The following is a 24,171-nucleotide window of genomic DNA, read 5'->3' on the forward strand; positions in this document are numbered from 1 at the left end:
ATGCTAGCTCATCAACTTCGGGAATTAGTTACCCGCAGCAATGGTGGCTAACTGTGGCATATGCGAGTTGCGAGCGTTTTCCGTTGAGGTATAGGTCTCCACAAATCGGTAACCGGCTTCTAAACCCAATTCGTAATCATGCAGTAAATCATCTTTATGACTCATTAATGAGCTCGATTTAAGCGTTTGACTAGGTGCTATCTGAACCACAAACGCGTCGTCTGGTGGCGAATTCAAAAAATCCTGAGTCAATGAGTAGGTCTGATAATGCACCATCAGCATGTCAGCCAAGCCTGAATCAAACTTATCGCCAATCAAATGACTTAAGCGATAAATATCATCTGCACCAAATAGCCAGCGACCACCGTTCAGCAGGTCTAAATGCCCACGGTCACGCTTCTGCTCTTTTGAGCGCATAATTTGTTGTTGGAAGAAAGAGGTCCAATCGGTTTTCCACTGCTCCACTTTCTGTTGCCAATGACCTTGAACACTGTCGAAAGATTCGCGAAACCACTCCAGTTCTTCGGCAGAGATTGGTTTAGGCGCTTTGACTGAAGATCCCTTAACTGGTGCTTCAACCAAATGGGTATTACCTTCCTCCACCACTGGCTCAGTACGAATCACCACAATAGAACGAGCTTGTCTTCGCCACGCTTCCTGAACTGGGATACACGCCGATACACCACCGTCCACATAAGCACTGTCACCAATAAAGACTTCGTCATTGTACAAGCGAGGAATAGCACAGGTCGCAATCATCACCTTGTACCAATCTTCGCCCAATAATGGGAAGTAGTGGTCTCGTAAGTCTTTGGAATCCGTTACAGCCGCATAGAAGTGGCGATCGCCTAGCGTTTGTCGCCCTAAATCCAGATCGAGCTTATATGGGTAAGCCATGATTTGTTCTAGCGCCCATTCTAATCCTAGGTTCTTTCTGTGTCGTATATAGGAAAAGAGATTGAAGAACTCTGGTGAGGTTGTGAGGTCGAAAACAAAAGAACGTCCAAGGCCTTTATCACGGCACAGATAAGCACATAAGTTGAGAGCACCTGCTGAGGTACCAAAAAATTCGTCGAAGGGGTCAAAATTTGAGAGAAGAAAGGCATCCAGCACTCCAGAAGTAAAAATACTTCTCTGTCCGCCACCTTGAGCGACCAGTGCTGTTTTTCCAGCAATAAACTTAGCGTAATAATCCAAGTCTATTGCTGTATCAATATTGGTTATAATCCCACTATTCATTATTCCCTGAGTATCAAAACTCAGCCTCGCAATAGATGGTATTAACTACCAATCGCAATAAAGCCAAATGAAAGAATGATCATGTAGATAAACACGGTAATTTGTAGGGCATTTTTCAGATTATGGTCCATAGACACCTCTGGTTTATTATTAATTTGTCGAGTCTCTATTTAAGTACTATCAGGTGTGTGAAGTATCTTCAAGAATCGTCGAAATTAGTCGCACAATATTGATGTAACCATCACAATTAGTAAGTGTATGGATAAGGATATACTCATGAATAACAAAGCAAATATGATGGCACTGATTACGCTTCTCTCCGTTTCAAGCGCGTATGCTTCGCCGGAGATCATCATTACACCTATGGTAGGTTATACCGGCGGTGGCAGTGTCGAAGACCAGGACGGTAAAACCTATGACATGAAAGGCTCTGAAAATTACACCTTTGCCATTGAAACGCCACTTGAAAAAGGACGCATCGGCTTCTTCTACTCCAATCAGAGCTCGGAATTAGAAACGCTTAACCTAAGCTCCTCCATCCAATACCTGCACCTTCAAAGCAGCATCTACTACCCTGCTTCGCCTGTGTTGTCGGGTTATCTAGGGCTAGGCCTGGGTGCTTCTTACGTCGATGTAGACTGGGCAAAAGATAAGTATGGATTCTCAACTTCTATCTTTGGTGGCTTAGAGTACAAATTTAGTGACCGACTAGCGTTGAACACACAAGTACGTTGGTTAGGCACGGTTGTCGACAACGATACCTCCGGTGTTTGTAATATCCCAAATAACGGGCAAGAGTGCATCATTCGCTTTGATACCGACTGGATGAACCAATTCCAAGCCAATGTCGGACTGAGTTTTACTTTCTAAGCGGCTCAATGAAGCAAAAATATAAGATCGGCCCAAACTAAAAAACCAGCTAAATGCTGGTTTTTTCATTATTAAAACGGTTTTAGTTCAGGTTAGAACTTATAGGTAACACCTAAAGCGCCGCCCACTTGCAACTCAACACCTTTATACATATCGAGTTCAGGGTGAACTTGAGCGTAAGCATTCCAACCTTCGTAGAAATTCACTTTCACGCCTAACGGCAAGCGTAAGCCAAAGTCGTCATTCCATTCAGCCCAAGCACCAGCACCGACGTACCAGCTCAACGGAGCTTCAGTCTCGAACTGACCACGCTTCAAAATGTAATCAAAGGCAGCGCCGTCATTGCCAATCGTAGCACGGTATTTCTGATCAAATTCCACAACGACACTCAGGTCTTGGTCAATGGCGAGTCCCACTTCCAAAGCTGGAGCTTCAGAAGCTTGAGCAAACGAGGCTCCGCTGCAGCACATAAGGCCGATCAAGTAACGATGTTTCATAATATTCTCAGACTGTATTTAAAAAACGGAAGTCTACTGGAATCTCAGCAAAAGGTGTCATCGCTGGGTAAAAGATAAAAGACACGAAAAATTTAAGAGCAACCATCAACTGATCGAGTTGAATGATAAGTATCTGAGTTAATGGAGATTAAGCACAATAGATCTTTCATAGAGCAGAAAACAAAAAAGGAGGCCTTTCGGCCTCCTTTCAATTTATTGAATCAGAGAATTAACCGTTGTTACGGATCCACTCATCCATGTCTGTCTTAAGGTTGTCAGACTTAGTACCGAAGATAGCTTGTACGCCACCCGCTACTACTACAACACCTGCAGCGCCTAGTTTCTTCAGCTTGTCTTGGTCAACAAGAGCTGTATCAGCTACTGCAACACGTAGACGAGTAATACAAGCGTCAAGACCAGTGATGTTCGCTTTACCACCGAATGCAGCAACTAGCTCACCAGCAAGTTCAGAACCAGTCGCAACTGACTCTTCTTCAGTCTCGTCTTCACGGCCTGGAGTTTTAAGGTCTAGAGCTTTAATCACAGTGCGGAATACGATGTAGTAAATTGCAGCGTAAGCAATACCACATACAACCATTAGGCCCATCTTAGACGCGTTGCCAGATAGAACTAGGAAGTCGATTAGACCGTGTGAGAAAGATGTACCGTGTACAAAACCTAGAGTGTTCGCAAGAACGTATGCAGAACCAGCTAGTAGAGCGTGGATTGCGTACAGTACTGGAGCAACGAATAGGAAAGAGAATTCGATTGGTTCAGTGATACCCGTTAGGAATGAAGTCAACGCAGCAGAAGCCATGATGCCCATTACTTTAGCGCGGTTTTCAGGCTTAGCTGAGTGTGCAATCGCGATTGCAGCAGCAGGTAGACCGAACATCTTGAACATGTAACCACCAGCTAGCTGACCGAAGCCATTGCCCGCTGCACGAGATGCGTCATCAGCAACTAAGTAACAAGTAAGAACACCGTTTTGAGTTTCGCCAGCAGCGTTTACACAAGTACCAGCTTCAAAGAAGAAAGGTACGTTCCAAACGTGGTGAAGACCAAATGGAATTAGAGAACGCTCAACGATACCGTAGATACCAAACGCCACTTGTGGGTTTTGGTGAGCAGCCCAATCAGAGAACGCAGAGATAGCGCCGCCAACTGGTGGCCATACTACAGATAGTAGGATTGCTAGACCAATCGCAGAGAAACCTGTGATGATTGGCACAGCACGCTTACCAGCGAAGAAGCCAAGGTACTCTGGTAGTTGAATACGGAAGAAACGGTTGAATGCCCAAGCAGCAACACCACCGACTAGGATACCACCTAGTACACCAGTATCGATTTTATCAACGCCCATTACACCAGCCATTACGCCAAGTGTAGCAGTCATGATGCCATAACCAACGATAGCAGCTAGACCCGCTACACCATCGTTGTTAGTAAAGCCAAGTGCAACACCTACTGCGAACAGTAGTGCCATTTGACCGAATACTGAACCACCAGCTTGTTCCATTAAGTTTGAAACGATTTCTGGAATGAAAGGAAGATCTGCTGCACCGACACCTAGCAAAATACCCGCAACTGGTAAAACTGATACTGGAAGCATCAGAGACTTACCAACTTTCTGCAGGCTAGCAAAAAGGTTCTTAAACATGTTTATGCTCCTGATAAAGATAAAATAATTATATTGGGTTCTAACGGCACACCCCCGTAGCCTATATGTTAGCACCCTGCGAAAATGTAACCATGTATTGCATTATATTTTCTGCCGCTAAATATATATTGATGGGGAACTAACTTTCTAGTCACTTACGAAATTTAGTTTCAAAACACGTCTTGGATCACATGTCAAATCTAGAAATGCAATGCTTTACAAGTGTTTAATGCATTGAAATATATAAGTATTTTTCAAGAGCCCTATTATTTTACTGGGTAAATAAAATAGGAGCGAATGTTATTTTTAGTAACAAAATTACAAATGTTATAATTAGCGCTCTCAAGTTCAACATAATTCGTAAACATTAAAAAAAAACGTATTTTTGGTGATCAAAAACACAAAAAGGGAGCTTTTGCTCCCTTTTATTTGTTTAGTTAGTTTTTTATCGCAAAAAAAGTTTTCGGTAATTTTTGGTTGTTTGTTCAGCAACCTCTTTCATCGACACACCTTTTAATTGCGCAATGTAGGCCGCCACTTCGACGACATATGCAGGCTGATTCTGCTTTCCACGATATGGAATGGGCGCCAAGTATGGCGAATCCGTCTCGATCAGCAACCTGTTTAGCGGTAGGTTTTTAACAACTTCTTTAAGTTCTGTAGCCTGCTTAAAGGTCACAATGCCTGAAATTGAGATATAGAAACCTAGTTCCATTGCTGCTTCTGCGAATGCTTGATCTTCGGTAAAGCAGTGAATCACACCGCCACACTTCTCAGCTCCGCCATCACGTAAAATAGCTAATGTGTCTTCACGTGCGTTACGAGTGTGAATGATCAAAGGTTTATTCAGCTCAACGGCTAACTCAACATGCTGCTTAAATCGTAGCTGTTGCAGCTCCGCCGTCTCTGGTTGGTAGTGATAATCTAAACCTGTCTCTCCAATCGCCACAACCTTAGGGTTGCTCGCGTATTCACGCATTGTCTCTAGGCTGAAATCACTTTCAACATCGAGAGGGTGAACGCCACAAGAGGCTTTAACGTTATCAAACGGCGAGATCATCTCGAGCATATTTTCAAACGAATCGAGTGTCACACCGACAGAAAGCAATTGGTCTACATTAGCAGCCTTCGCCTTGTTAACCACATCTTCTACGCTGGTGTGTAAATCTTGGTAATCCAGTTTGTCTAAATGACAGTGGGAATCTACGAACATGTTTCCTCGCAAGTGGCTATCAGCCAATTCATTATGAGTAGCTCCGTATTGAGCCCAGGGTGTTGCTTTAACTGCTCAATCAATGTCAGCAGTTTATTCGATGCTGCATAAGCACTTTGATAAGACATCGCCTCACACAGTGCTTTCGCACTCGGAGTGAAAGCCTGATTCGCCAAACCAAAATGCAGCTTCTGTACATCTGACAATAGATGCCAAAGCCAGCCAAGTTGAATCAAAGGGTCTTTGCTAAGCTCTGTAGAGAACTTTAGCATGTCAGGTTGAGTGCCTTTTATCACATTCACAAAGCCATCGAGCGCTTTTGTTGAAGCTTCAACGCCACCTTGCTCAAACATCGCTTTTGCTTTTAAAGGCGCGTTGTCATTGAGTGCTAAAATATACTGCGGTACCGCTTTGCCCACTTCACCATCTAACCACGCTGATGCTGTCTCTAACTGCGGACTAACCACATTGAATTGCTGACAACGGCTAATAATAGTCGGCATTAAGCGATTACTGTTACGAGTAGACAGAATGAAGATGCACTTGCTTGATGGCTCTTCCAGAGTTTTCAATAGTGCGTTGGAAGCCGATTCGTTCATTGCTTCAGCAGGGTTAAGCAAAATAACGCGCAAACCACCTAACTGAGAAGACTCTTGAGCCCAGCGGTTACTGGCACGCACTTGATCAACCGTGATCGACTTACCTTCTTTCTCGGGTGAGATCACATGAAAATCAGGATGACTGCCCGACTTCATTAACTCACAGCTGTGGCAAAACCCGCACGACTCGCTTTCATAGTTCGTGCACATCAATGCGTCGGTAAGTTGGCTAATCAAAGCATCAACGCCGAGCCCTTCCGGTGCATTAACAATCACAGAGTTAGGAAAACGCTCCGCATCGAGACTTTTTTTCCACTCACTCCATACCGGTGTGAGCCAAGAATACACTTCAGCCATGACTACCTACTGTTTGTCGAGCCAAGCAGTTAGCGCGACTTTAATATCAGCGGCTACTTGCTCAATTTCTTGCTGCGCGTTAATCACAAGTACAGAATCATCTTGTTCTGCAATTTCTAGATAGCGCTCACGCGTGCGGTCGAAAAATGAGATGTCCATCTTTTCAATTCTATCAAGCTCACCACGGCCTCTAGCACGCTCTAGCCCTACTCTAGGGTCTAGGTCCAAATATAGCGTTAGATCGGGTTTAAAGCCGCCTAGCGTGGTTGCTTTCAGTGATTCCATAGTCGTGCGCGCGATCTGGCGACCACCACCTTGGTATGCCTGTGAAGACATATCATGACGATCACCCAATACCCATTGACCATTGGCGAGTGCCGGCTTGATGACGTTCTCGACTAATTGAACACGTGCTGCATACATCAACAGCAATTCAGTCATGTCTTGAAGCTTCTCGCCTTCGTGCTCTTCTTTAACCAATGAACGCATCTTTTCAGCTAAGACAGTACCACCCGGCTCGCGAGTATTAACAATATCTTCAACACCCGATGCTTTTAATGTCTCAACGATGGCATTGATTGCTGTGCTTTTGCCAGCGCCTTCAAGGCCTTCAACCACGATAAATTTCGACTGATTCATAATTATTTCTTTATCTGTTTTTTCTTAATTGCTTTAAGTAAGCTCGCACTGCACGGTTATGCTCAGTCAAACTCTTTGAAAATACGTGCCCACCTGTTCCACTCGCAACGAAATACAAGTAGTTGCTCTTCTCTGGATTCAACGCCGCGTTGATAGACGCTTTGCCTGCCATAGCGATAGGTGTCGGTGGCAAGCCACTCATTGTATAGGTGTTGTAAGGCGTTGGCGTGCGTAAGTCTTTCTTACGGATGTTGCCATCGTAGCTGTCACCCATGCCATAGATAACCGTTGGGTCAGTTTGCAAACGCATACGCTTGTTTAGACGGTTAACAAACACAGAAGAAACACGCTCACGTTCTGACGCAACAGCGGTCTCTTTCTCAATGATAGATGCAAGAATTAACGCTTCGTATGGCGATTTAAGAGGCAGCTTATCCGCTCGATTTTCCCACTCTTCATTCACCACGCTCATTAGGTCTCGATGCGCGCGCTTCAACAAATCTAAATCAGTGGTGCCGTAGGTGTAGTGATACGTTTCTGCTAAGAAGAGACCTTCTAGCTTTTCGTTTTCAATACCCAACTTTTCAGCGATCTCTTTTTCAGAAACGCCATCCAATGTCTGTTGAATGAATTCGTTGTCTTTTAGCTGAACAAGCCATTCGTCAAAACGACTGCCTTCAACAAAGGTAATAGTAAACTGGTGTTCTTTCCCTTCTACAAGCACCTGTAGCGCTTGCTCTAAGGTTAAACCCGGTTCAAGCAGGAAAGTACCCGCTTTTACGTCTACAAGCTCAGGATGTAACTTACGGATTAATTTCTCGTAAGGAGAAGCCTCAAACAGCCCCTCGTTAATCAACTGGGCTAGAACGCGGTTAAAGCTGCTACCTGAAGCAACAGTCACGACTTGTGGTTTTTCTAATTGAATAACTTGTTTCAGGTTATCTTGCGCTTGGTTGTAAACATAAAAACCAGCAGCACCGGCTGCAATTAAGCACAAGATAATAAAAATAAATAACTTTTTGATCACGAGTTTAGTTGTCCTTGAAGGCTACGAGTAACGGTTCCAATGTTAAATTGGGTATCACTAATACGGGTAACTGGGGCAACCCCTAAAATGGAGTTTGTCATGAAAACCTCATCAGCTTGCATGAGTTGAGATAAGCAGTAGTCACTAATTGTAACGGAAAGTTCAGCCTGATTCAGCGCGGTTAACACTTGCTTACGCATAACCCCCGCGACACCACTTTGAGTGAGTTGAGGTGTGTATATCGACTGACCTTTGCGCCAGAACAGATTGGCCATGGTGGTTTCAATCACATTGCCCGATATATCAAGAACCACACCATCCACTTCATTAGCTTGATCCATTTCATCTTTCATCAAAATCTGCTCAAGGCGATTATTGTGCTTATGGCCAGCCAGTAGTGGGCTCAAACCTAGCGCTTGATGGCAGATACCGAGTTCAACACCGGAGTCTTGCCACGCTGAATAATGGCTTGGGTAATCAAAGGTACTGATGGTGATTGTCGGCTTGGCGATATTCTTGGTACTGTAGCCACGCCCACCCGCTCCACGACTAACGTGCAGCTTGATCCCTGCTTTTTGATTATGAGGCTTGTTGGCGTTATGGAGCTTCTTTGAACCATCAAGGCTCTTTGTGCCATGAAGAGCGTTATGTTGGATGTGTTGAAGCGCAGTATCGAGCCAAAGACTAACAACATCCCAATCAAGAGCAGAAATGCGTAGTGCTTTAAGGCACTCGTCGACACGGTGCTGATGATCGTGAAGATGTTGTATCTCACCATCACTTACGAGCATTGTCGTAAAACAGCCGTCTCCGTACTGAAACGAGCGATCCAAAATATCGATAGTTTGCTGGCTTTCTCCATCAACCCAAAACATGTTTTTCCCCATAAAAAGAAACGGCTCAATGCTAAAGCATCAAGCCGTTTAAAAACAAGTCTAATTGTGACTATCTACGAGTGTTTACGTCTTTAATAAGATGATTAAATCTTTTTGAAGATCAAACAGCCGTTTGTACCACCGAAACCGAATGAGTTACATGCAGCATATTCCATGTTGCTAACTTCACGCGCAGTGTGAGGTACTAAGTCAATATCTAAGCCTTCTTCAGGATCATCTAGGTTGATTGTTGGTGGAACAATTTGGTCAACCAGAGACATAGCCGTGATGATAGCTTCAGCAGAACCAGCAGCACCTAGAAGGTGGCCTGTCATTGATTTCGTAGAAGAAACCAATACTTGCTTGCTGCCTGCTTCGCCAAGAGCACGCTTGATGCCCTTAACTTCCGCTACGTCACCTGCAGGAGTCGAAGTACCGTGTGCGTTTACATAACCGATTTGTTCACCAGTAATGCCAGCATCACGCATAGCCGCTTCCATTGCTAGTGCGCCACCAGAGCCATCTTCACTTGGAGATGTCATGTGGTAAGCGTCACCCGACATACCGAAGCCAACTAGCTCACAGTAAATCTTAGCGCCACGAGCTTTCGCATGTTCGTACTCTTCAAGAACCATCATGCCTGCACCGTCGCCAAGAACGAAGCCATCACGGCCTTTGTCCCATGGACGAGAAGCTTTTTGAGGCTCATCGTTACGAGTAGAAAGTGCTTTAGCCGCACCAAAACCGCCCATACCTAGTGGAGTTGATGCTTTTTCAGCACCACCCGCTAGCATTGCGTCTGCATCGCCGTATGCAATCATACGAGCCGCGTGACCAATGTTATGTAGGCCAGTCGTACATGCAGTAGAAATCGCGATGTTTGGACCGCGTAGGCCACGCATGATAGACATGTGACCAGCAATCATATTCACGATCGTCGACGGTACGAAGAACGGGCTGATCTTACGAGGGCCTTTTTCAGTTAGAGCTTGGTGACCGGCTTCGATCAAACCAAGACCACCAATACCAGAACCGATAGCAACACCCACACGTGGAGCGTTTTCTTCAGTAATAGTTAGGGCTGAATCATCTAAAGCTTGAATACCTGCTGCGACGCCGTACTGGATGAACAAGTCCATCTTACGAGCATCTTTTTTAGTCATATACTCTTCGCAGTTAAAGTCTTTAACTAGACCTGCAAAACGAGTTGAGAAATTGGTTGCATCAAAATGATCGATATTAACGATACCACTTTGACCAGCTAGCAGGGCTTTCCAAGAAGATTCTACAGTGTTGCCTACCGGTGACAACATACCCATGCCAGTGACAACTACACGACGCTTGGACACGATTTTACACTCCGGGGATTGAGGTGATTTAAGATGAGGATAGATGAGTTAGATAAAACACAGGCGGTCGAGGTGACCGCCTGGGAGAGATTATTACTGAGCGCTAGTTACGTAATCGATAGCTGCTTGAACAGTAGTAATTTTCTCAGCTTCTTCATCTGGGATTTCAGTGTCAAATTCTTCTTCTAGAGCCATTACTAGCTCTACTGTGTCTAGAGAATCTGCACCTAGGTCATCAACGAAAGAAGCTTCGTTTTTAACTTCAGCTTCGTCTACACCTAGCTGTTCAACAATGATTTTCTTTACGCGTTCTTCGAGGTTGCTCATTTTTTCTTTTCCTTTACAGAGTTCGCTTTATGCGATGTTTTCCGTAGTTTATTCAATCTATTGAAAGTTGCAAGGTCAACTTTTCTGGTCAAACCACAATTTTCACGATTTTAACCGAAATTACGTATGATCTTGACTTAAATCATGCACAAATGTTGCACATAATTTACACCATGTACATACCGCCATTGACGTGAAGTGTTTCACCTGTGATATAAGCTGCCGCAGGTGACGCCAAAAATACCACAGCTTCAGCGATTTCGCGAGGGTCACCTAGTCGACCTGCTGGTACATTCGCCAAAGTTGCTGCACGTTGGTCATCATTTAGCGCTTTAGTCATGTCAGTTTCGATGAAACCAGGAGCTACAGTGTTCACTGTAACGCCACGAGACGCAACTTCACGAGCCATTGATTTAGTAAAACCAATTACGCCTGCTTTTGCAGCTGCGTAGTTAGCTTGACCAGCGTTACCCATTGTACCTACTACAGAACCAACGTTTACTATACGACCTTGACGCTTCTTCATCATGCCACGCAATACAGCTTTAGACATGCGGAAGATAGGAGTTAGGTTAGTATCGATGATGTCATTCCATTCGTCGTCTTTCATACGCATCAGTAGGTTATCACGAGTGATACCTGCGTTGTTAACTAGAATGTCAATCGCACCGAATTCATCGTTGATGGTTTTCAGTGTAGCAGCAATTGAGTCAGTATCCGTTACATTAAGAGCAAGACCTTTACCGTTCTCACCAAGGTACTCGCTGATTGCAGCTGCGCCGCCTTCAGATGTCGCAGTACCGATAACTTTAGCACCACGCTCAACTAAAAGTTCAGCGATTGCACGACCGATGCCACGGCTTGCGCCTGTAACTAGTGCAACTTTGCCTTCTAAATTCATCATAACTTCTCTATTAAGTGGTTATTTACTTAGCAGCTTCTAGTGATGCAGTATCATTAACTGCAGCAGCTGTCATAGTTTTTACGATTCGTTTTGTTAGACCAGTAAGAACTTTACCAGGGCCTAATTCAAGTAGCTTCTCAACGCCTTGCTCATTCATCGCTTGTACACCTTCAGTCCAACGAACTGGGCTGTATAGCTGACGAACAAGTGCGTCTTTAATTTTTGCAGGGTCTGTTTCAGCAATAACATCAACGTTATTGATAACAGGCAATGCTGGCGTGTTGAACTCTAGAGCTTCTAGAGCCACTGCTAGCTTATCTGCTGCTGGCTTCATCAGTGCACAGTGAGACGGCACAGAAACAGGTAACGGAAGTGCACGCTTAGCGCCCGCTTCTTTACAAAGTGCACCAGCACGCTCTACTGCAGCTTTGTTACCCGCGATAACAACTTGGCCAGGAGAGTTAAAGTTAACTGGAGACACAACTTCGTCTTGCGCAGCTTCTTCACACGCTTTAGCAATCGCTTCATCGTCTAGACCGATGATTGCGTACATTGCACCAACACCTGCAGGAACCGCTTCTTGCATCAGTTGACCACGTAGTTCAACCAGCTTGATCGCTTCTTTAAAGTCGATAACGCCGGCACATACAAGTGCAGAATATTCACCTAGGCTGTGACCTGCTAGATTTACAGGTTGCTCTAGGCCAAGCTCTTGCCATACACGCCAAATTGCAACAGACGCTGTTAATAGAGCCGGTTGAGTGCGAAAAGTTTCATTTAGATTTTCTACAGGACCATCTTGAACCAATGCCCATAGATCGTAACCAAGTGCTTCTGAAGCTTCAGCAAATGTCTTTTTAACAACATCATACTGTTCGCCTAGGTCAGCAAGCATACCGATAGCTTGAGAGCCTTGGCCTGGGAATACGATAGCAAATTTGCTCATTGTAATTTTCCTTTAAGCAAAGCAAAAAATTGAATAAGGCACATAAGTTATGTGCCTTGTTTGTTGATTATCGCTTAGGGTTAGAATTTAACTAACGCAGAACCCCAAGTGAAGCCGCCGCCAAATGCTTCAAGTAGAAGCGTTTGACCACGTTTAATTCGCCCGTCGCGAACAGCCTCATCTAGGGCCGTTGGTACGGTAGCTGCTGACGTGTTGCCGTGCTTATCAAGAGTAATCACTACTTGATCAAGCGACATCGTCAGCTTTTTAGCGGTTGCCGAGATAATACGGTAGTTCGCTTGGTGTGGAACTAACCAATCAAGCTCTGACTTATCCATATTGTTCGCCGCTAAGGTGTCTTTAACTAGCTTAGAAAGCTGAGTTACCGCCACTTTAAATACTTCGTTGCCCGCCATGTGCAGCCATTTGTCTGCATCACCGCCGCGCTCTGGTACTTCTAGGCTTAGAAGCTCACCGTATTTACCATCAGAGTAAATATGAGTAGACAAAATACCTGGCTCTTCGCTTGCGCCTACAACCACCGCGCCTGCTGCATCACCAAATAGGATGATAGTAGAGCGGTCAGTCGGATCACAGGTTTTTGACAGTGCATCCGCACCAATTACCAAAACGTTCTTACACATGCCAGTCTTGATGTGTTGATCAGCAACAGACAGTGCGTAGACAAAACCAGAACACGCTGCAGCCAAATCAAACGCAGGGCAGCCTTTGATACCAAGCTTGCCTTGTACCTGACATGCCGAAGACGGGAATGTGTGGCTACTGCTGGTTGTCGCAACGATGATTAAATCAATCTCTTCTTTGTCGATACCTGCCATTTCAATGGCATTTTCAGCAGCGTAAAACGCCATATCAGCAACGGTTTCGTTTTCCGCTGAAATACGACGCTCTTTAATACCCGTTCTAGCAACGATCCACTCATCGCTAGTCTCTACCATTTTCTCTAAGTCTGCGTTAGTACGCACCTGAGATGGCAAGTAGCTGCCAGTACCTAAAATTTTGCTATACATGAAGACTAATAATGCCTCTCGAGTAAAACCGCTTCCAAACGATCGCTAATGCGGCTGGGGACTTGTCGTTTGACCTCGTGTACTGCTTCACCAATCGCGTTGACGACTGCAGACACATCAGCACTTCCATGACTTTTAATGACAATGCCGCGCAATCCTAACAAACTTGCGCCGTTATACTGGTCGGGGTTCAAGGTTTTTAATTCAGTAAATAGCTCAGAAAACAGCATTCTGGCTATCCAACCCTTTATTGTTGAAGCCATCATGCGCGTTTTTAGCTTATCAATAAAGAGCTGAGCCGTACCTTCGCACGTTTTTAAGCAGACATTGCCCACAAAACCATCACATACGACGACATCAGCAGCATCTTGAAGTAATTGATTACCTTCAATATAGCCTATGAAGTTCACAGACTGAGTATTAGACAACATTTCAGCGCATCGTTTTACAAGGTCATTGCCTTTAATTTCTTCTGCACCGATATTCAAGATAGCGACACGTGGTGCGCGACCTAAATGTTGTTCTGCTAATGCACTGCCCATGACAGCAAACTGAAACAGTGAATCTGCGTCACTAGAAACGTTCGCCCCTAAATCAAGCATCCATGTGCGATTTCCGGATGCAGTAGGCAAAGCTGAAACCAATGCAGGCCTATCAATACCGGGAAGAAGCTTGAGTCTGAAACGGGATAAAGCCATCAATGCGCCAGTGTTACCACCACTCACACAAGCATCAGCCTGTGATTCGGCAACCAGATCGATAGCGGCACGCATAGAGCTACCCTGACTATTACGTAAGGCTAGTGAAGGTTTTTCAGAATTGGAAATGATTCGATCACAATGCTGGATACTCAAACGAGAATCAGGCATTCGACCTAATGAAGATAATTGAGATGTGATCGCGTTTCGATCACCTATTAGAATGACTTTTAGCTCTGGGAAATACGACAGTGCCTGCACGGCGGCAGGCACTGTTACACGAGGACCGAAGTCCCCGCCCATTGCATCAAGCGCAACGGTTAGATTTTGCAAAGGTCAACCTTACTTGTTGATAACCTTTTTGCCGCGGTAGAAACCTTCGGCAGTCACGTTGTGACGTAGGTGAGTTTCACCTGAAGTTGCGTCTACAGAAAGTGCAGCTGTAGTTAGCGCATCGTGTGAACGACGCATGCCACGCATTGAACGTGATTTCTTGCTCTTTTGTACGGCCATTGACCCTACTCCTATGTAAATTCTTAAAGAAGCAATTACTTCTTTAAGCTTTTTAAAACATCAAATGGATTCGGCTTTTTATCTTCCTCAATTTCTTCAGGAAGTTCACCAAACACCAAGTTATTTGAGTTAACGCTACATTTCGCATCGTCGTGCATTGCTATTTGTGGCAATCCAAGGATGAACTCGTCTTCAACTAATTGAATCAGGTCTAACTCACCGTACTCGTTCAGATCTACCAAATCGTACTCTTCCGGTGCTTCCTCTTCACTTTTCTCGCTGTAAACAGGAGTATAAGTAAATTGGACATCGCACTCATGTGCGAAAACCTCATTACAACGTTGACACTCTAAATCGACTTCGACGTTAGCTTTACCAGAGATAACGACTAATCGTTGTTCATCAAGCCCAAATGACATTGAGACTTGCGCGTCACGTTTTACGCCTTCAGTTGTTTCGGTTAAACGCTTTAAAAGACTGACTTGAATGATACCATCCATATCGAGTCGTTTTTGAGCCGTTCTTGCCGGATCAACTGTACGCGGTATTTTTTCCTTTTGCATAGGGCGCGAATCTTATCTTCCAAATCGTGTTTAGTCAAAGGAAATGGCAAAAAAAATGTACTTTCCTACCTTTCCTGTTCAGAGCATTATGAATAGCAGGATAAGTTACGTTATCCTGAACTAAATGCTTACACGAATTGTAAATTAAAATGAGAAATTACCAACTAGTTTTAGCTTCTACATCTCCATTTAGGCAAGAGATCCTCAAAAAACTACAGTTAGACTTTGTCACAGCGAAGCCTGACTGCGATGAAACGCCACTTCCAGAAGAGACACCACAACAGTTGGTGATGCGCCTTGCTGAGACCAAAGCTAAGTCTTGTGTTGTGGAGCAACCTAGCTTAGTCATTGGTTCTGATCAGGTTTGCGTAATTGATGGAGAGATCATTGGTAAGCCTCACACTCGAGAAAAAGCGATCGAGCAGTTATCTCGTCAAAGCGGCAAGAGCATTACTTTTTATACTGGGCTTTCGGTTTGGAACAACGAAACCAATGAAGCTGACACACGTCTCGACACCTTTGTAGTGCATTTCCGCGATTTAACTAAGCAACAGATCATTAGTTATGTTGAAAAAGAGCAGCCTTATTACTGCGCAGGTAGCTTTATGTGTGAAGGGTTAGGCATCGCGTTGTTTAAACAGATGGAAGGGAAAGACCCAAATACTTTGATCGGCTTACCGCTGATCGATCTAGTCGATATGTTAGAAGCGCAAGGAATGGGTGTACTATAACGGATACGCTCTCTTTGTTAGAGATTCCCTACACCTTCCTTCGTCAGTCTAGGGAATGGCGGAACACGCAATTTTATCTAACCAACTAATGATATAGAGCGTGATTTTAAAAAGTCGTCATCCTCAAGAGCGAGGAACGAGCGACTTGGGGATCTTCTACAACAGATGAAAACAAAAAAGGTTGACGATATTCGTCAACCTTTCTCATTTATGGATACTGAAGAACAAATTTGAGGCACTCTATACCTTCGTATCTCGTATCTTCTTAAAGCTTACGTAAACCAGTTAGGGCTTTCTCTAGCCTTCTTTCCATTGGCGCCGAGATATCCATCTTCTCTTCACTACCTGGGTGTGTGAACTTGATGTTTGCTGCATGTAGGAACAGACGATCAAGACCAACCTTACCCGTGTAAGCGTCAAAACGACGATCACCGTAGCGATCATCCCAAGCAATTGGGTGACCAGTATACTGAGCGTGCACACGAATTTGGTGTGTTCGGCCTGTAATTGGGCTTGCTTGAATCAACGTCGCCTCTTGGAATTTTTCTAAAACCTTAAAACGGGTTTCAGAAGCTTTACCATTCGGGTTAACTCGAACAATGCTGTTCACTTCATTTTTCAACAAAGGTGCGTTGACGACTTTGCAGCTGTTCTTCCATTCGCCCATAACTAAAGCGAAGTAGTATTTTTGAACCGTTTTTTCACGGAACTGTGCTTGAAGGTGTCTTAGCGCCGAGCGCTTCTTAGCAACAAGCAAAATGCCAGACGTATCTCTATCGATACGGTGCACTAATTCAAGAAAACGAGCATCAGGGCGAAGAGCACGTAATGCTTCAATCGCGCCAAATTTTAATCCGCTACCACCATGAACAGCAGTGCCAGACGGTTTGTTAAGAATTAGCATGTGATCATCTTCATAAATGATGCACTGTTCTAATTCTGAAACCTTGTTGAGTTTCGTGCTCGGCACGTTCTCTTCTGTTTTCTCTTCAATAGTAACCGGAGGGATACGAACTAAATCGCCAGCTTTTAGTTTGTACTCAGCCTTAATGCGTTTTTTATTTACGCGGACTTCGCCTTTACGCACGATTCGGTAAATCATGCTTTTCGGGATGTTTTTTAATTGGTTGCGTAAGAAGTTATCAATACGCTGACCAGCCATATCTTCGTCAATGTCGACGAATTGGACTTGGGTTCTAATTTCGCTCATTGCGTTATTGTATCACTGTCACTTTTGATAATTGAGATTTTCTTAGCCCTATTCCGAACTTATTTATCCCTAATCCTTACCGATCTATCCCAAAATGGTCGCCGAAGTTCTATATTTCTTTGATTCTTCGAACAAAAAAGCACCAAGATTCCTGCAAATTAAAATATCAATTGATAAATTATTTATAGACAGTGAGTTAGAGCTATCAAAACCCAAACAAAAACTGTTTTTTTTACAGCATTCCGACAAAGCAGATTGCTGTGTTTACCGACCGCTGCTATAGTTCACAGCTGCTATCAGTGGTTTGACTATTATTTAAACAGCTAACCATTCATAAGCAAGTAAATGAGTAGATAACTCAGATTAGACAGTGCTGCAATCGGCGTAAGACACGGTCAACTGAGTTCCTTATCGCTCTACTCACGTACACTCATGTTGAGTATTCACCGCCACATCGCGGATCATAGGCTAACTCCCTATGATGACTGACGTGCCCCAGAGCATCCCTCTCCAGCCGGGAGGCTGCACCGATAAAGCCATGGGATCTGGCACCATGAGAAACGAAATAAAGCGATAAGAACAATGATGAAAATAAGAAAAGACAATGAGAACTTCTAAATGAAAAGAATGTTAATTAACGCAACTCAAAAAGAAGAGTTGCGTGTCGCTTTGGTTGATGGCCAACGACTGTTCGATCTAGATATCGAAAGTCCAGGTCACGAGTCAAAGAAAGCGAATATCTACAAAGGACGTATTACCCGTATTGAACCAAGCCTAGAAGCGGCATTCGTTGATTACGGCGCAGAACGTCACGGTTTCCTCCCTCTTAAAGAAATTGCCCGCGAATACTTCCCTGAAGGTTATACATACCAAGGCCGTCCTAGCATTAAAGAAGTGCTAAAAGAAGGCCAAGAAGTAATCGTACAAGTAGAGAAAGAAGAACGTGGTAGCAAAGGTGCTGCACTGACAACTTTCATCTCTTTGGCTGGTAGTTACTTAGTTCTTATGCCTAATAACCCTCGTGCTGGCGGTATTTCTCGTCGTATCGAAGGTGATGAACGCACTCAACTGAAAGCAGCATTAAGCACTCTTGAGCTTCCTCAAGGTATGGGCTTAATCGTGCGTACAGCGGGTGTTGGCAAAAGCGCAGAAGAGCTAGAGTGGGACCTGAATGTTCTATTGAACCATTGGGGCGCTATCAAGCAAGCTTCTGATTCAAATACAGCTCCTTTCCTAATTCACCAAGAGAGTAACGTTATTGTTCGCGCAATTCGTGACTACCTACGTCGTGATATTGGCGAGATTCTAATCGACAGCAATACTATTTTTGAACGTGCACAAGCGCACATTCAATTAATACGCCCAGATTTCATGAATCGCGTTAAGAAATACGATGGTGAAGTGCCACTATTCAGCCATTACCAGATTGAAAGCCAGATCGAATCTGCTTTCCAACGTGAAGTTCGTCTTCCATCTGGTGGTTCTATCGTAATCGACCCAACAGAAGCACTGACTTCTATCGATATCAACTCTGCTCGTGCAACAAAGGGCGGCGATATTGAAGAAACAGCACTTAACACTAACCTAGAAGCTGCCGATGAAATTGCACGTCAATTACGTCTACGTGACCTAGGTGGTCTTGTTGTAATCGACTTTATCGATATGACCCCGGTTCGCCACCAACGCGAAGTAGAAAGCCGTCTACGTGATGCCGTTCGTTTAGATCGCGCACGTGTTCAGATTGGTCGTATTTCTCGCTTTGGTCTTCTAGAGATGTCTCGTCAACGTTTGAGCCCATCACTAGCAGAAGCAAGCCACCACATTTGTCCTCGTTGTACAGGTACTGGTGTTGTTCGTGATAACGAATCTCTAGCACTTTCTGTTCTACGTTTGATTGAAGAAGAAGCTCTAAAAGACAACACAGCACAAGTACTTGCTGTTGTGCCTGTTCCAATCGCTTCTTACCTTCTGAACGAAAAACGTCGCTCAGTAAACCACATCGAGAAGAACCAAGAAGTTAAGATCACTGTTGTTCCTAACTCAGACATGGAAACGCCGCATTTTGAGGTTATCCGTGTTCGTGAAGGTGAAGAGTTCGATCTACTATCTTACTTGCTGCCTAACAAGCTAGAAGCTCTAAAAGAAGCGGAAAGCAAAGAGCCTGCTGAACAGACTATTCGTCCTAAGAAGATCGAAGAACCTGCTCTGAAAGGCTTCGCAGCTCCTGCTCAATCAGCACCAACTCCTGCTCCAGCACCTAAAGCTGTAGAAGAGAAGAAAGCTGAACCAGCAGCGACTCAAGAACCAGGCCTAATTGGTCGTTTCTTCAAAGCTATCGGTAGCTTCTTATTTGGCTCTTCAACTCAAGAAGAGAAAAAAGAAGAAGAGAAGAAAGAAGAAGAAAAACCTAAAAACAATCGTAACAACGGCAACCGTCAACGCCGTGATCGTAACGATAACCGTCGTCGTAACCAACGTGGTGAGCGTGGCGAACAGCGTAACGACCGTGGTGAACGTGGTGACAATCGTAACGAAAACCGTGACAACAAACGCCGCCGTAAGCCAGCTCGTGATGAGAAGCCTGAAGAGCAAAAAGAAGCAGCTCCACAGCAAACTCGTCAGCCTCGCAAGCCTAAGCAAGACCGTCGCAACAAGCCACGTGATGAGCAGAAGCAACGCGAAGAGCAAGCACCATCTAAATTAGCAGAAGAAGGTCTACAGCTAGCAGCAGAAGCACAAGCTGGTAAACCGGAAGCGCCTAAGGCTAAACCTGAAGCGAAAGCAGCTAAGATTAAAGAGCGTCGTCAGCGTCGTAAACTGAACAAGCAAGTTCGTGTTAAAGACCAACAAGCTCAAGCTGAAGATAACGCTTCAAAAGAGCAGGTTGCTGCTAAAGAACTATCTGTTTCAAAAGAACAGTCAGTAGCTCAAGAGCAAAAAGTTGCGGAACAAGTAGAAGCAACTCAAGCGAATGCAGAGCAAACTGAACAGGAAGAGCCGAAACAACGTCGTAACCGTCGTTCTCCACGTCACCTACGTGCAAGTGGTCAACGTCGTCGTCGCGGTCGTGATCGTCGCCCTAACCCATTCCGCCTACGTAAAGGTGGTGTAGCTTCTCCAGAGATGGCTATGGGTAAAGTGATGCCTCGCTTCATTCCAAAACCTCACCACAAGCAGGCAAAGCCTGAAGTGGCTGAAGTTCAAGTAGCAGCTGAAGATCAAACATCTGTTCAAGAGCAGAATGTTGCTCTAGAGACGGCACAACAAAGCAACGTAGCAATGACTGGCGGCTTCGCATGTCCAGAGCTTGCAATGGGTAAAGTTATCATCCGTCGTGAAGATGCTGCTGTTGAAGCTCAAGTAGCTGAGACTCCTGCTGTAGTTGAAGCTCCTGCAGTCGTTGAAGAAGCACCAGTGGTTGTTGAAACCGCGAAAGTTGAAGCTCCAGTGATTGCAGAAGCGACGAAAGTTGAAGCGCCTGTTGTAGCAGAAGCTGTGCAAGCAGAAGCAACACCAGTTGTTGAAGCTGAAGCGCCTAAAGCTGAAAGTGCAAAAGTTGAAGAAGCACCTGTTGTTAAAGCAGAAGCTCCTAAAGCGGCACCAAAGGCAGCTGTTGCTAAGAAGCAAGCCGGTTCACCAATGACTAAAGCTCCTGGTCCTCAAGAGATCAAAGAGATTGAAGTGATTGCAGCTCCGTTCCGCACTGAACGTTTTGTATCGAAAGGTGCAGGCAGTCAGGCAGCGTCGAACAAAGCTGGCGCGGCGATGACTAAGCCAAACTACTAGTGATTACTGATAGGTAATCGCGAGTAAATAGAATCAAAGGCTGCTTATTAAAGCAGCCTTTTTCATATCTACTAATCGAATAAAAATTAACAGATATATTACTCAAAGTTAGGTTCAACCTTGAACTTAATCACATTTTTGGGTAGCATTCGCGCACTTATCTTTTCGACACTTCGCTATTGCCGCTCTTTTCCATCACTGTTTGGCTACGCAATACACCCGTGTCGGTAAATCCATCTTAAGCATAGCTGAGCAAACATGTTCGAATTCCCACAATTTTCAAAGCACTCTGTAAAGAATGACGTGCTTTCAGGTCTTACAGTAGCCCTGGCTCTGGTACCTGAAGCTGTAGCATTCGCCTTTGTTGCTGGCGTTGACCCAATGGTTGGTCTTTATGCAGCATTCATCGTAGGTTTAATCACTTCTGTCTTTGGCGGCCGTCCAGGTATGATTTCTGGCGCAACCGGCGCAATGGCCGTTGTAATGGTGAGCCTAGTGGCAACCCATGGTGTTCAATACCTATTCGCAGCCGTTATGCTGGCTGGCCTTCTGCAAATTGCAGCAGGTGTATTTAAACTAGGTAAATTTATCCGTATCGTTCCACACCCAGTAATGATTGGTTTCGTGAACGGTTTGGCCATTGTTATCTTCCTAGCTCAACTTGGTCAATTTAAAGCGCCAGACGTAACAGGTGCGTTGACTTGGTTACCAAGCGGTCAAATGACACTAATGCTAGGTCTAGTAGCCCTTACAATGGCTATCATCCACTTCCTACCTAAGCTAACAACAGCAGTACCATCTTCATTAGTTGCTATTGTTACAGTAACGGCTTTGGTTGTGGGTCTTGACCTTGAAACTCGCACTGTTGTCGACTTCCTACGTACAATGTCTGGTGACGAAGCTGCTACGCTAGCGGGCTCTCTTCCAACATTCTCAATTCCTGCTGTTCCGTTTTCTTTAGATACACTACAGATCATCCTGCCTTACGCAATTATCCTTGCGGCTATCGGCCTGATTGAATCTCTGCTGACACTGACAGTACTAGACGAAATGACAAACACTCGTGGTCAATCTAACCGTGAATGTGTTGGTCAAGGTATGGCTAACGTAACGTGTTCTGTATTCGGTGCGATGGGTGGTTGTGCGATGATCGGTCAATCGATGATCAACGTAAACTCAGGTGGTCGTGGTCGTCTTTCAGGTATCGTCGCCGCAGTTGCACTACTGATGTTCATCCTGTTCGGTTCTGCACTGATTGAAATGATTCCTCTAGCAGCACTTGTGGGCGTAATGTTCATGGTTGTTATCGGCACATTTGAATGGGCAACCTTCAAGCTTGCGCGTCGCGTTCCTAAACAAGACTTCTTCGTTATCGTTCTTGTTACCGTAGTAACAGTACTGACTGATCTTGCTGTGGCAGTAGGTGTTGGTGTTGTCGCTTCTGCGCTAATGTTTGCTTGGCAACATGCTAAACACATCTACGCAGATACATCAGTAAACGCTGAAGGCTCAAAAGAGTACAAAGTTAACGGCCCAATCTTCTTTGGTTCAACGGCTAACTTCCTAGAGTTGTTTGACGCATACAACGATCCACAAGATGTAATCGTTGATTTCGCAAACTCACGCGTGACTGACCACTCTGCAATTGAAGCGATCGACACGATTGCTGACCGTTACGCGGCGCTAGGTAAAACACTTCACCTTCGCCACCTAAGCCAAGACTGTGTTGCTATGCTGCACAAAGCAGGTAGCTTAGTTGAAGCGAACGTTGCAGAAGACCCAATCTACAAAGTAATGTCTAAGTAATCTTAGCTGTAGCTTTAAGTTAGATTTAGAGAGGCCGACATTCAATGTCGGCCTTTTTTATACCTCTCGGTCAGCCCTTACGCTGATAACAAAACGACGTACATTGTTCCTACACTACATCGAACGCAGTATCGCTTCGCTAGACTCTTCGATTAAATCCAACACCAATTCAAAACCATTTCCCTCACCATAATACGGATCGGGGATCTCTTGATATTGTGACTCTCCAAAGCTCAAAAATAATGCGAGCTTGTATTGGAGGTGAACTGGGCATTGGCTCATTAAGTCGTCTAAATTCGCCCTATCGGCCGCGAGTATCAGGTCAAATTCTTCGAAGTCATTATCTACCACTTTACGAGAAGTAATCCCCTTAAAGCTGTAGCCTCGCTTCTCTCCTGCAGATTTGGATCGCGAGTCTGGCGGGTTGCCTTGATGAAAACCAATCGTCCCCGCAGAGTCGACCACAACATCAATATCCAGCTGTTGCGCTTTCTTCCTTAGCACCGCTTCACCTGTTGGCGAGCGGCAAATATTCCCCATACAAACTACGAGTATCTTTTTCATCCCTAATCACCTGTTCTTCCGATGGTTTTTGCTATCGTTAAGTTAGGCTATGATAGACGCAATCACAACTTAAAAGGATTTGTTATGTCGACTGAAGACAACAAAGAACAACGCCACAAAGCAAGACAACAGAAAGTAAAAGAACAAGTCGATGCACGTGTCGCTGCAGCACAAGAAGTAAAAGGCCTATTGCTGGTCATCACGGGTAACGGTAAAGGTAAATCAACATCCGGTTTTGGTACGATTACACGTGCAGTTGGTCATGGTAAGAAATGCGCCGTTGCTCAGTTTGTTAAAGGTACCTGGGATAACGGCGAAAAAAACGTTCTGCAAAAGCTTGATGTCGAGTTCCAAGTCATGGGCACAGGCTTTACTTGGGAAACTCAGAACAAAGCGCAAGATATTGAAGCTGCGCAGCGTGTATGGAAAGAGTGCCAACGCATGCTGGCTGATGAGTCGATCGATGTGATTCTGTTTGATGAACTGACTTACATGGTTAGCTACGGTTACATCGAACTCGATGAAGTGGTTGAGGCGTTGAATAACCGCCCGAAGATGCAGTCTGTCATCATTACAGGTCGTGGCGCGCACCGTACTCTTACTGAGATAGCAGATACAGTATCTGAAGTTCGCAATGTGAAACACGCTTTTGAATCTGGTGTTAAAGCGCTACAAGGCGTTGACTGGTAATCACCTTCAACCAGAGATCCCCGACTCGGTCATTCTTCCCTCTCGAGGATGACGACCACTAGGCCGTTACGCTCTTG

24 protein-coding genes are annotated in these 24,171 nt (G+C 44.8%); 5 read left to right on the plus strand and 19 right to left on the minus strand.

Features of this window, described 5'->3' with window-relative positions:
• Positions 1 to 24: 24 nt before the first annotated feature.
• Together AB4384_RS01240 and AB4384_RS01245 are read right to left on the minus strand one after the other, a co-directional pair.
• A complete protein-coding gene (locus tag AB4384_RS01240) occupies positions 25 to 1,239 on the minus strand; it encodes a patatin family protein (protein ID WP_372128740.1) in 1,215 nt (404 codons plus the stop codon).
• A 41-nt stretch (positions 1,240 to 1,280) separates the two neighbouring features.
• Entirely contained in the window at positions 1,281 to 1,370 is a 90-nt protein-coding gene (locus AB4384_RS01245; RefSeq protein WP_100214626.1) for a YnhF family membrane protein, read from the minus strand.
• Positions 1,371 to 1,515: 145 nt separating this feature from the next.
• Between AB4384_RS01245 and AB4384_RS01250 the strand changes: the two genes are divergently transcribed.
• On the plus strand, positions 1,516 to 2,109 hold the full coding sequence (locus AB4384_RS01250) for an outer membrane beta-barrel protein (protein ID WP_017067207.1): 594 nt from the start codon (positions 1,516 to 1,518) through the stop codon (positions 2,107 to 2,109).
• 92 nt (positions 2,110 to 2,201) lie between these two features.
• Here the strand turns inward: AB4384_RS01250 and AB4384_RS01255 are convergent, their stop codons facing one another.
• The 15 genes from AB4384_RS01255 to yceD all read right to left on the minus strand — a co-directional run bounded on the left by AB4384_RS01255 (position 2,202) and on the right by yceD (position 15,307).
• The gene (locus tag AB4384_RS01255; protein ID WP_017062144.1) at positions 2,202 to 2,606 is read right to left on the minus strand and encodes a hypothetical protein; all 405 of its coding nucleotides are present in this window, start codon (positions 2,604 to 2,606) and stop codon (positions 2,202 to 2,204) included.
• A gap of 229 nt (positions 2,607 to 2,835) precedes the next feature.
• Positions 2,836 to 4,266: a PTS glucose transporter subunit IIBC gene (gene ptsG / locus AB4384_RS01260; protein ID WP_017062145.1), complete on the minus strand. Its 1,431-nt coding sequence runs from the start codon at positions 4,264 to 4,266 to the stop codon at positions 2,836 to 2,838.
• 445 nt (positions 4,267 to 4,711) lie between these two features.
• Complete coding sequence (locus tag AB4384_RS01265; protein ID WP_372128741.1) at positions 4,712 to 5,479, minus strand: TatD family hydrolase; 768 nt, start codon at positions 5,477 to 5,479, stop codon at positions 4,712 to 4,714.
• Positions 5,470 to 6,435, minus strand: a complete 966-nt coding sequence (locus AB4384_RS01270) for a DNA polymerase III subunit delta' (protein WP_017062147.1) — start codon at positions 6,433 to 6,435, stop codon at positions 5,470 to 5,472. The genes AB4384_RS01265 and AB4384_RS01270 overlap by 10 nt, the downstream gene beginning before the upstream one ends.
• Before the next feature lie 6 nt (positions 6,436 to 6,441).
• Positions 6,442 to 7,074: a dTMP kinase gene (tmk, locus tag AB4384_RS01275; protein WP_017062148.1), complete on the minus strand. Its 633-nt coding sequence runs from the start codon at positions 7,072 to 7,074 to the stop codon at positions 6,442 to 6,444.
• A 10-nt stretch (positions 7,075 to 7,084) separates the two neighbouring features.
• Entirely contained in the window at positions 7,085 to 8,101 is a 1,017-nt protein-coding gene (gene mltG, locus AB4384_RS01280; RefSeq protein ID WP_017062149.1) for an endolytic transglycosylase MltG, read from the minus strand.
• Complete coding sequence (gene pabC / locus AB4384_RS01285) at positions 8,098 to 8,976, minus strand: aminodeoxychorismate lyase (RefSeq protein ID WP_065583975.1); 879 nt, start codon at positions 8,974 to 8,976, stop codon at positions 8,098 to 8,100. The genes mltG and pabC overlap by 4 nt, the downstream gene beginning before the upstream one ends.
• Positions 8,977 to 9,080: 104 nt before the next feature.
• Positions 9,081 to 10,325, minus strand: a complete 1,245-nt coding sequence (fabF, locus tag AB4384_RS01290) for a beta-ketoacyl-ACP synthase II (protein WP_010437291.1) — start codon at positions 10,323 to 10,325, stop codon at positions 9,081 to 9,083.
• Positions 10,326 to 10,418: 93 nt separating this feature from the next.
• Positions 10,419 to 10,652 (minus strand): acyl carrier protein, encoded by a 234-nt coding sequence (gene acpP / locus AB4384_RS01295; protein WP_004737381.1) that lies wholly within the window; start codon positions 10,650 to 10,652, stop codon positions 10,419 to 10,421.
• 166 nt (positions 10,653 to 10,818) lie between these two features.
• The gene (gene fabG / locus AB4384_RS01300) at positions 10,819 to 11,553 is read right to left on the minus strand and encodes a 3-oxoacyl-ACP reductase FabG (RefSeq protein WP_029235138.1); all 735 of its coding nucleotides are present in this window, start codon (positions 11,551 to 11,553) and stop codon (positions 10,819 to 10,821) included.
• Between the two features lie 25 nt (positions 11,554 to 11,578).
• The gene (gene fabD, locus AB4384_RS01305) at positions 11,579 to 12,502 is read right to left on the minus strand and encodes an ACP S-malonyltransferase (protein WP_017063479.1); all 924 of its coding nucleotides are present in this window, start codon (positions 12,500 to 12,502) and stop codon (positions 11,579 to 11,581) included.
• Positions 12,503 to 12,582: 80 nt separating this feature from the next.
• The gene (locus AB4384_RS01310) at positions 12,583 to 13,533 is read right to left on the minus strand and encodes a beta-ketoacyl-ACP synthase III (RefSeq protein WP_017054985.1); all 951 of its coding nucleotides are present in this window, start codon (positions 13,531 to 13,533) and stop codon (positions 12,583 to 12,585) included.
• A 5-nt stretch (positions 13,534 to 13,538) separates the two neighbouring features.
• Positions 13,539 to 14,564 (minus strand): phosphate acyltransferase PlsX, encoded by a 1,026-nt coding sequence (gene plsX, locus AB4384_RS01315; protein ID WP_372113120.1) that lies wholly within the window; start codon positions 14,562 to 14,564, stop codon positions 13,539 to 13,541.
• Positions 14,565 to 14,573: 9 nt separating this feature from the next.
• On the minus strand, positions 14,574 to 14,744 hold the full coding sequence (gene rpmF / locus AB4384_RS01320) for a 50S ribosomal protein L32 (RefSeq protein WP_004737376.1): 171 nt from the start codon (positions 14,742 to 14,744) through the stop codon (positions 14,574 to 14,576).
• A 35-nt stretch (positions 14,745 to 14,779) separates the two neighbouring features.
• The gene (gene yceD / locus AB4384_RS01325) at positions 14,780 to 15,307 is read right to left on the minus strand and encodes a 23S rRNA accumulation protein YceD (protein WP_372128742.1); all 528 of its coding nucleotides are present in this window, start codon (positions 15,305 to 15,307) and stop codon (positions 14,780 to 14,782) included.
• Positions 15,308 to 15,456: 149 nt separating this feature from the next.
• Between yceD and AB4384_RS01330 the strand changes: the two genes are divergently transcribed.
• Entirely contained in the window at positions 15,457 to 16,038 is a 582-nt protein-coding gene (locus AB4384_RS01330; protein ID WP_372128743.1) for a nucleoside triphosphate pyrophosphatase, read from the plus strand.
• A 265-nt stretch (positions 16,039 to 16,303) separates the two neighbouring features.
• On the opposite strand, the gene rluC is transcribed toward AB4384_RS01330, so the two are convergent.
• On the minus strand, positions 16,304 to 17,248 hold the full coding sequence (gene rluC / locus AB4384_RS01335) for a 23S rRNA pseudouridine(955/2504/2580) synthase RluC (RefSeq protein WP_017054981.1): 945 nt from the start codon (positions 17,246 to 17,248) through the stop codon (positions 16,304 to 16,306).
• Positions 17,249 to 17,866: 618 nt separating this feature from the next.
• On the opposite strand from rluC, the gene rne reads away from it, so the two are divergent.
• Complete coding sequence (rne, locus tag AB4384_RS01340; protein ID WP_102321128.1) at positions 17,867 to 21,034, plus strand: ribonuclease E; 3,168 nt, start codon at positions 17,867 to 17,869, stop codon at positions 21,032 to 21,034.
• A 258-nt stretch (positions 21,035 to 21,292) separates the two neighbouring features.
• Entirely contained in the window at positions 21,293 to 22,840 is a 1,548-nt protein-coding gene (locus AB4384_RS01345; protein WP_017062156.1) for a SulP family inorganic anion transporter, read from the plus strand.
• Between the two features lie 114 nt (positions 22,841 to 22,954).
• Here the strand turns inward: AB4384_RS01345 and AB4384_RS01350 are convergent, their stop codons facing one another.
• Positions 22,955 to 23,404: a low molecular weight protein-tyrosine-phosphatase gene (locus AB4384_RS01350; RefSeq protein ID WP_017067202.1), complete on the minus strand. Its 450-nt coding sequence runs from the start codon at positions 23,402 to 23,404 to the stop codon at positions 22,955 to 22,957.
• An 84-nt stretch (positions 23,405 to 23,488) separates the two neighbouring features.
• On the opposite strand from AB4384_RS01350, the gene cobO reads away from it, so the two are divergent.
• Positions 23,489 to 24,094, plus strand: a complete 606-nt coding sequence (gene cobO, locus AB4384_RS01355) for a cob(I)yrinic acid a,c-diamide adenosyltransferase (protein WP_017062158.1) — start codon at positions 23,489 to 23,491, stop codon at positions 24,092 to 24,094.
• Positions 24,095 to 24,171: the final 77 nt, after the last annotated feature.

It is taken from the genome of Vibrio sp. 10N.261.51.A4, assembly GCF_041471945.1.
Classification (GTDB): domain Bacteria; phylum Pseudomonadota; class Gammaproteobacteria; order Enterobacterales; family Vibrionaceae; genus Vibrio; species Vibrio crassostreae_C.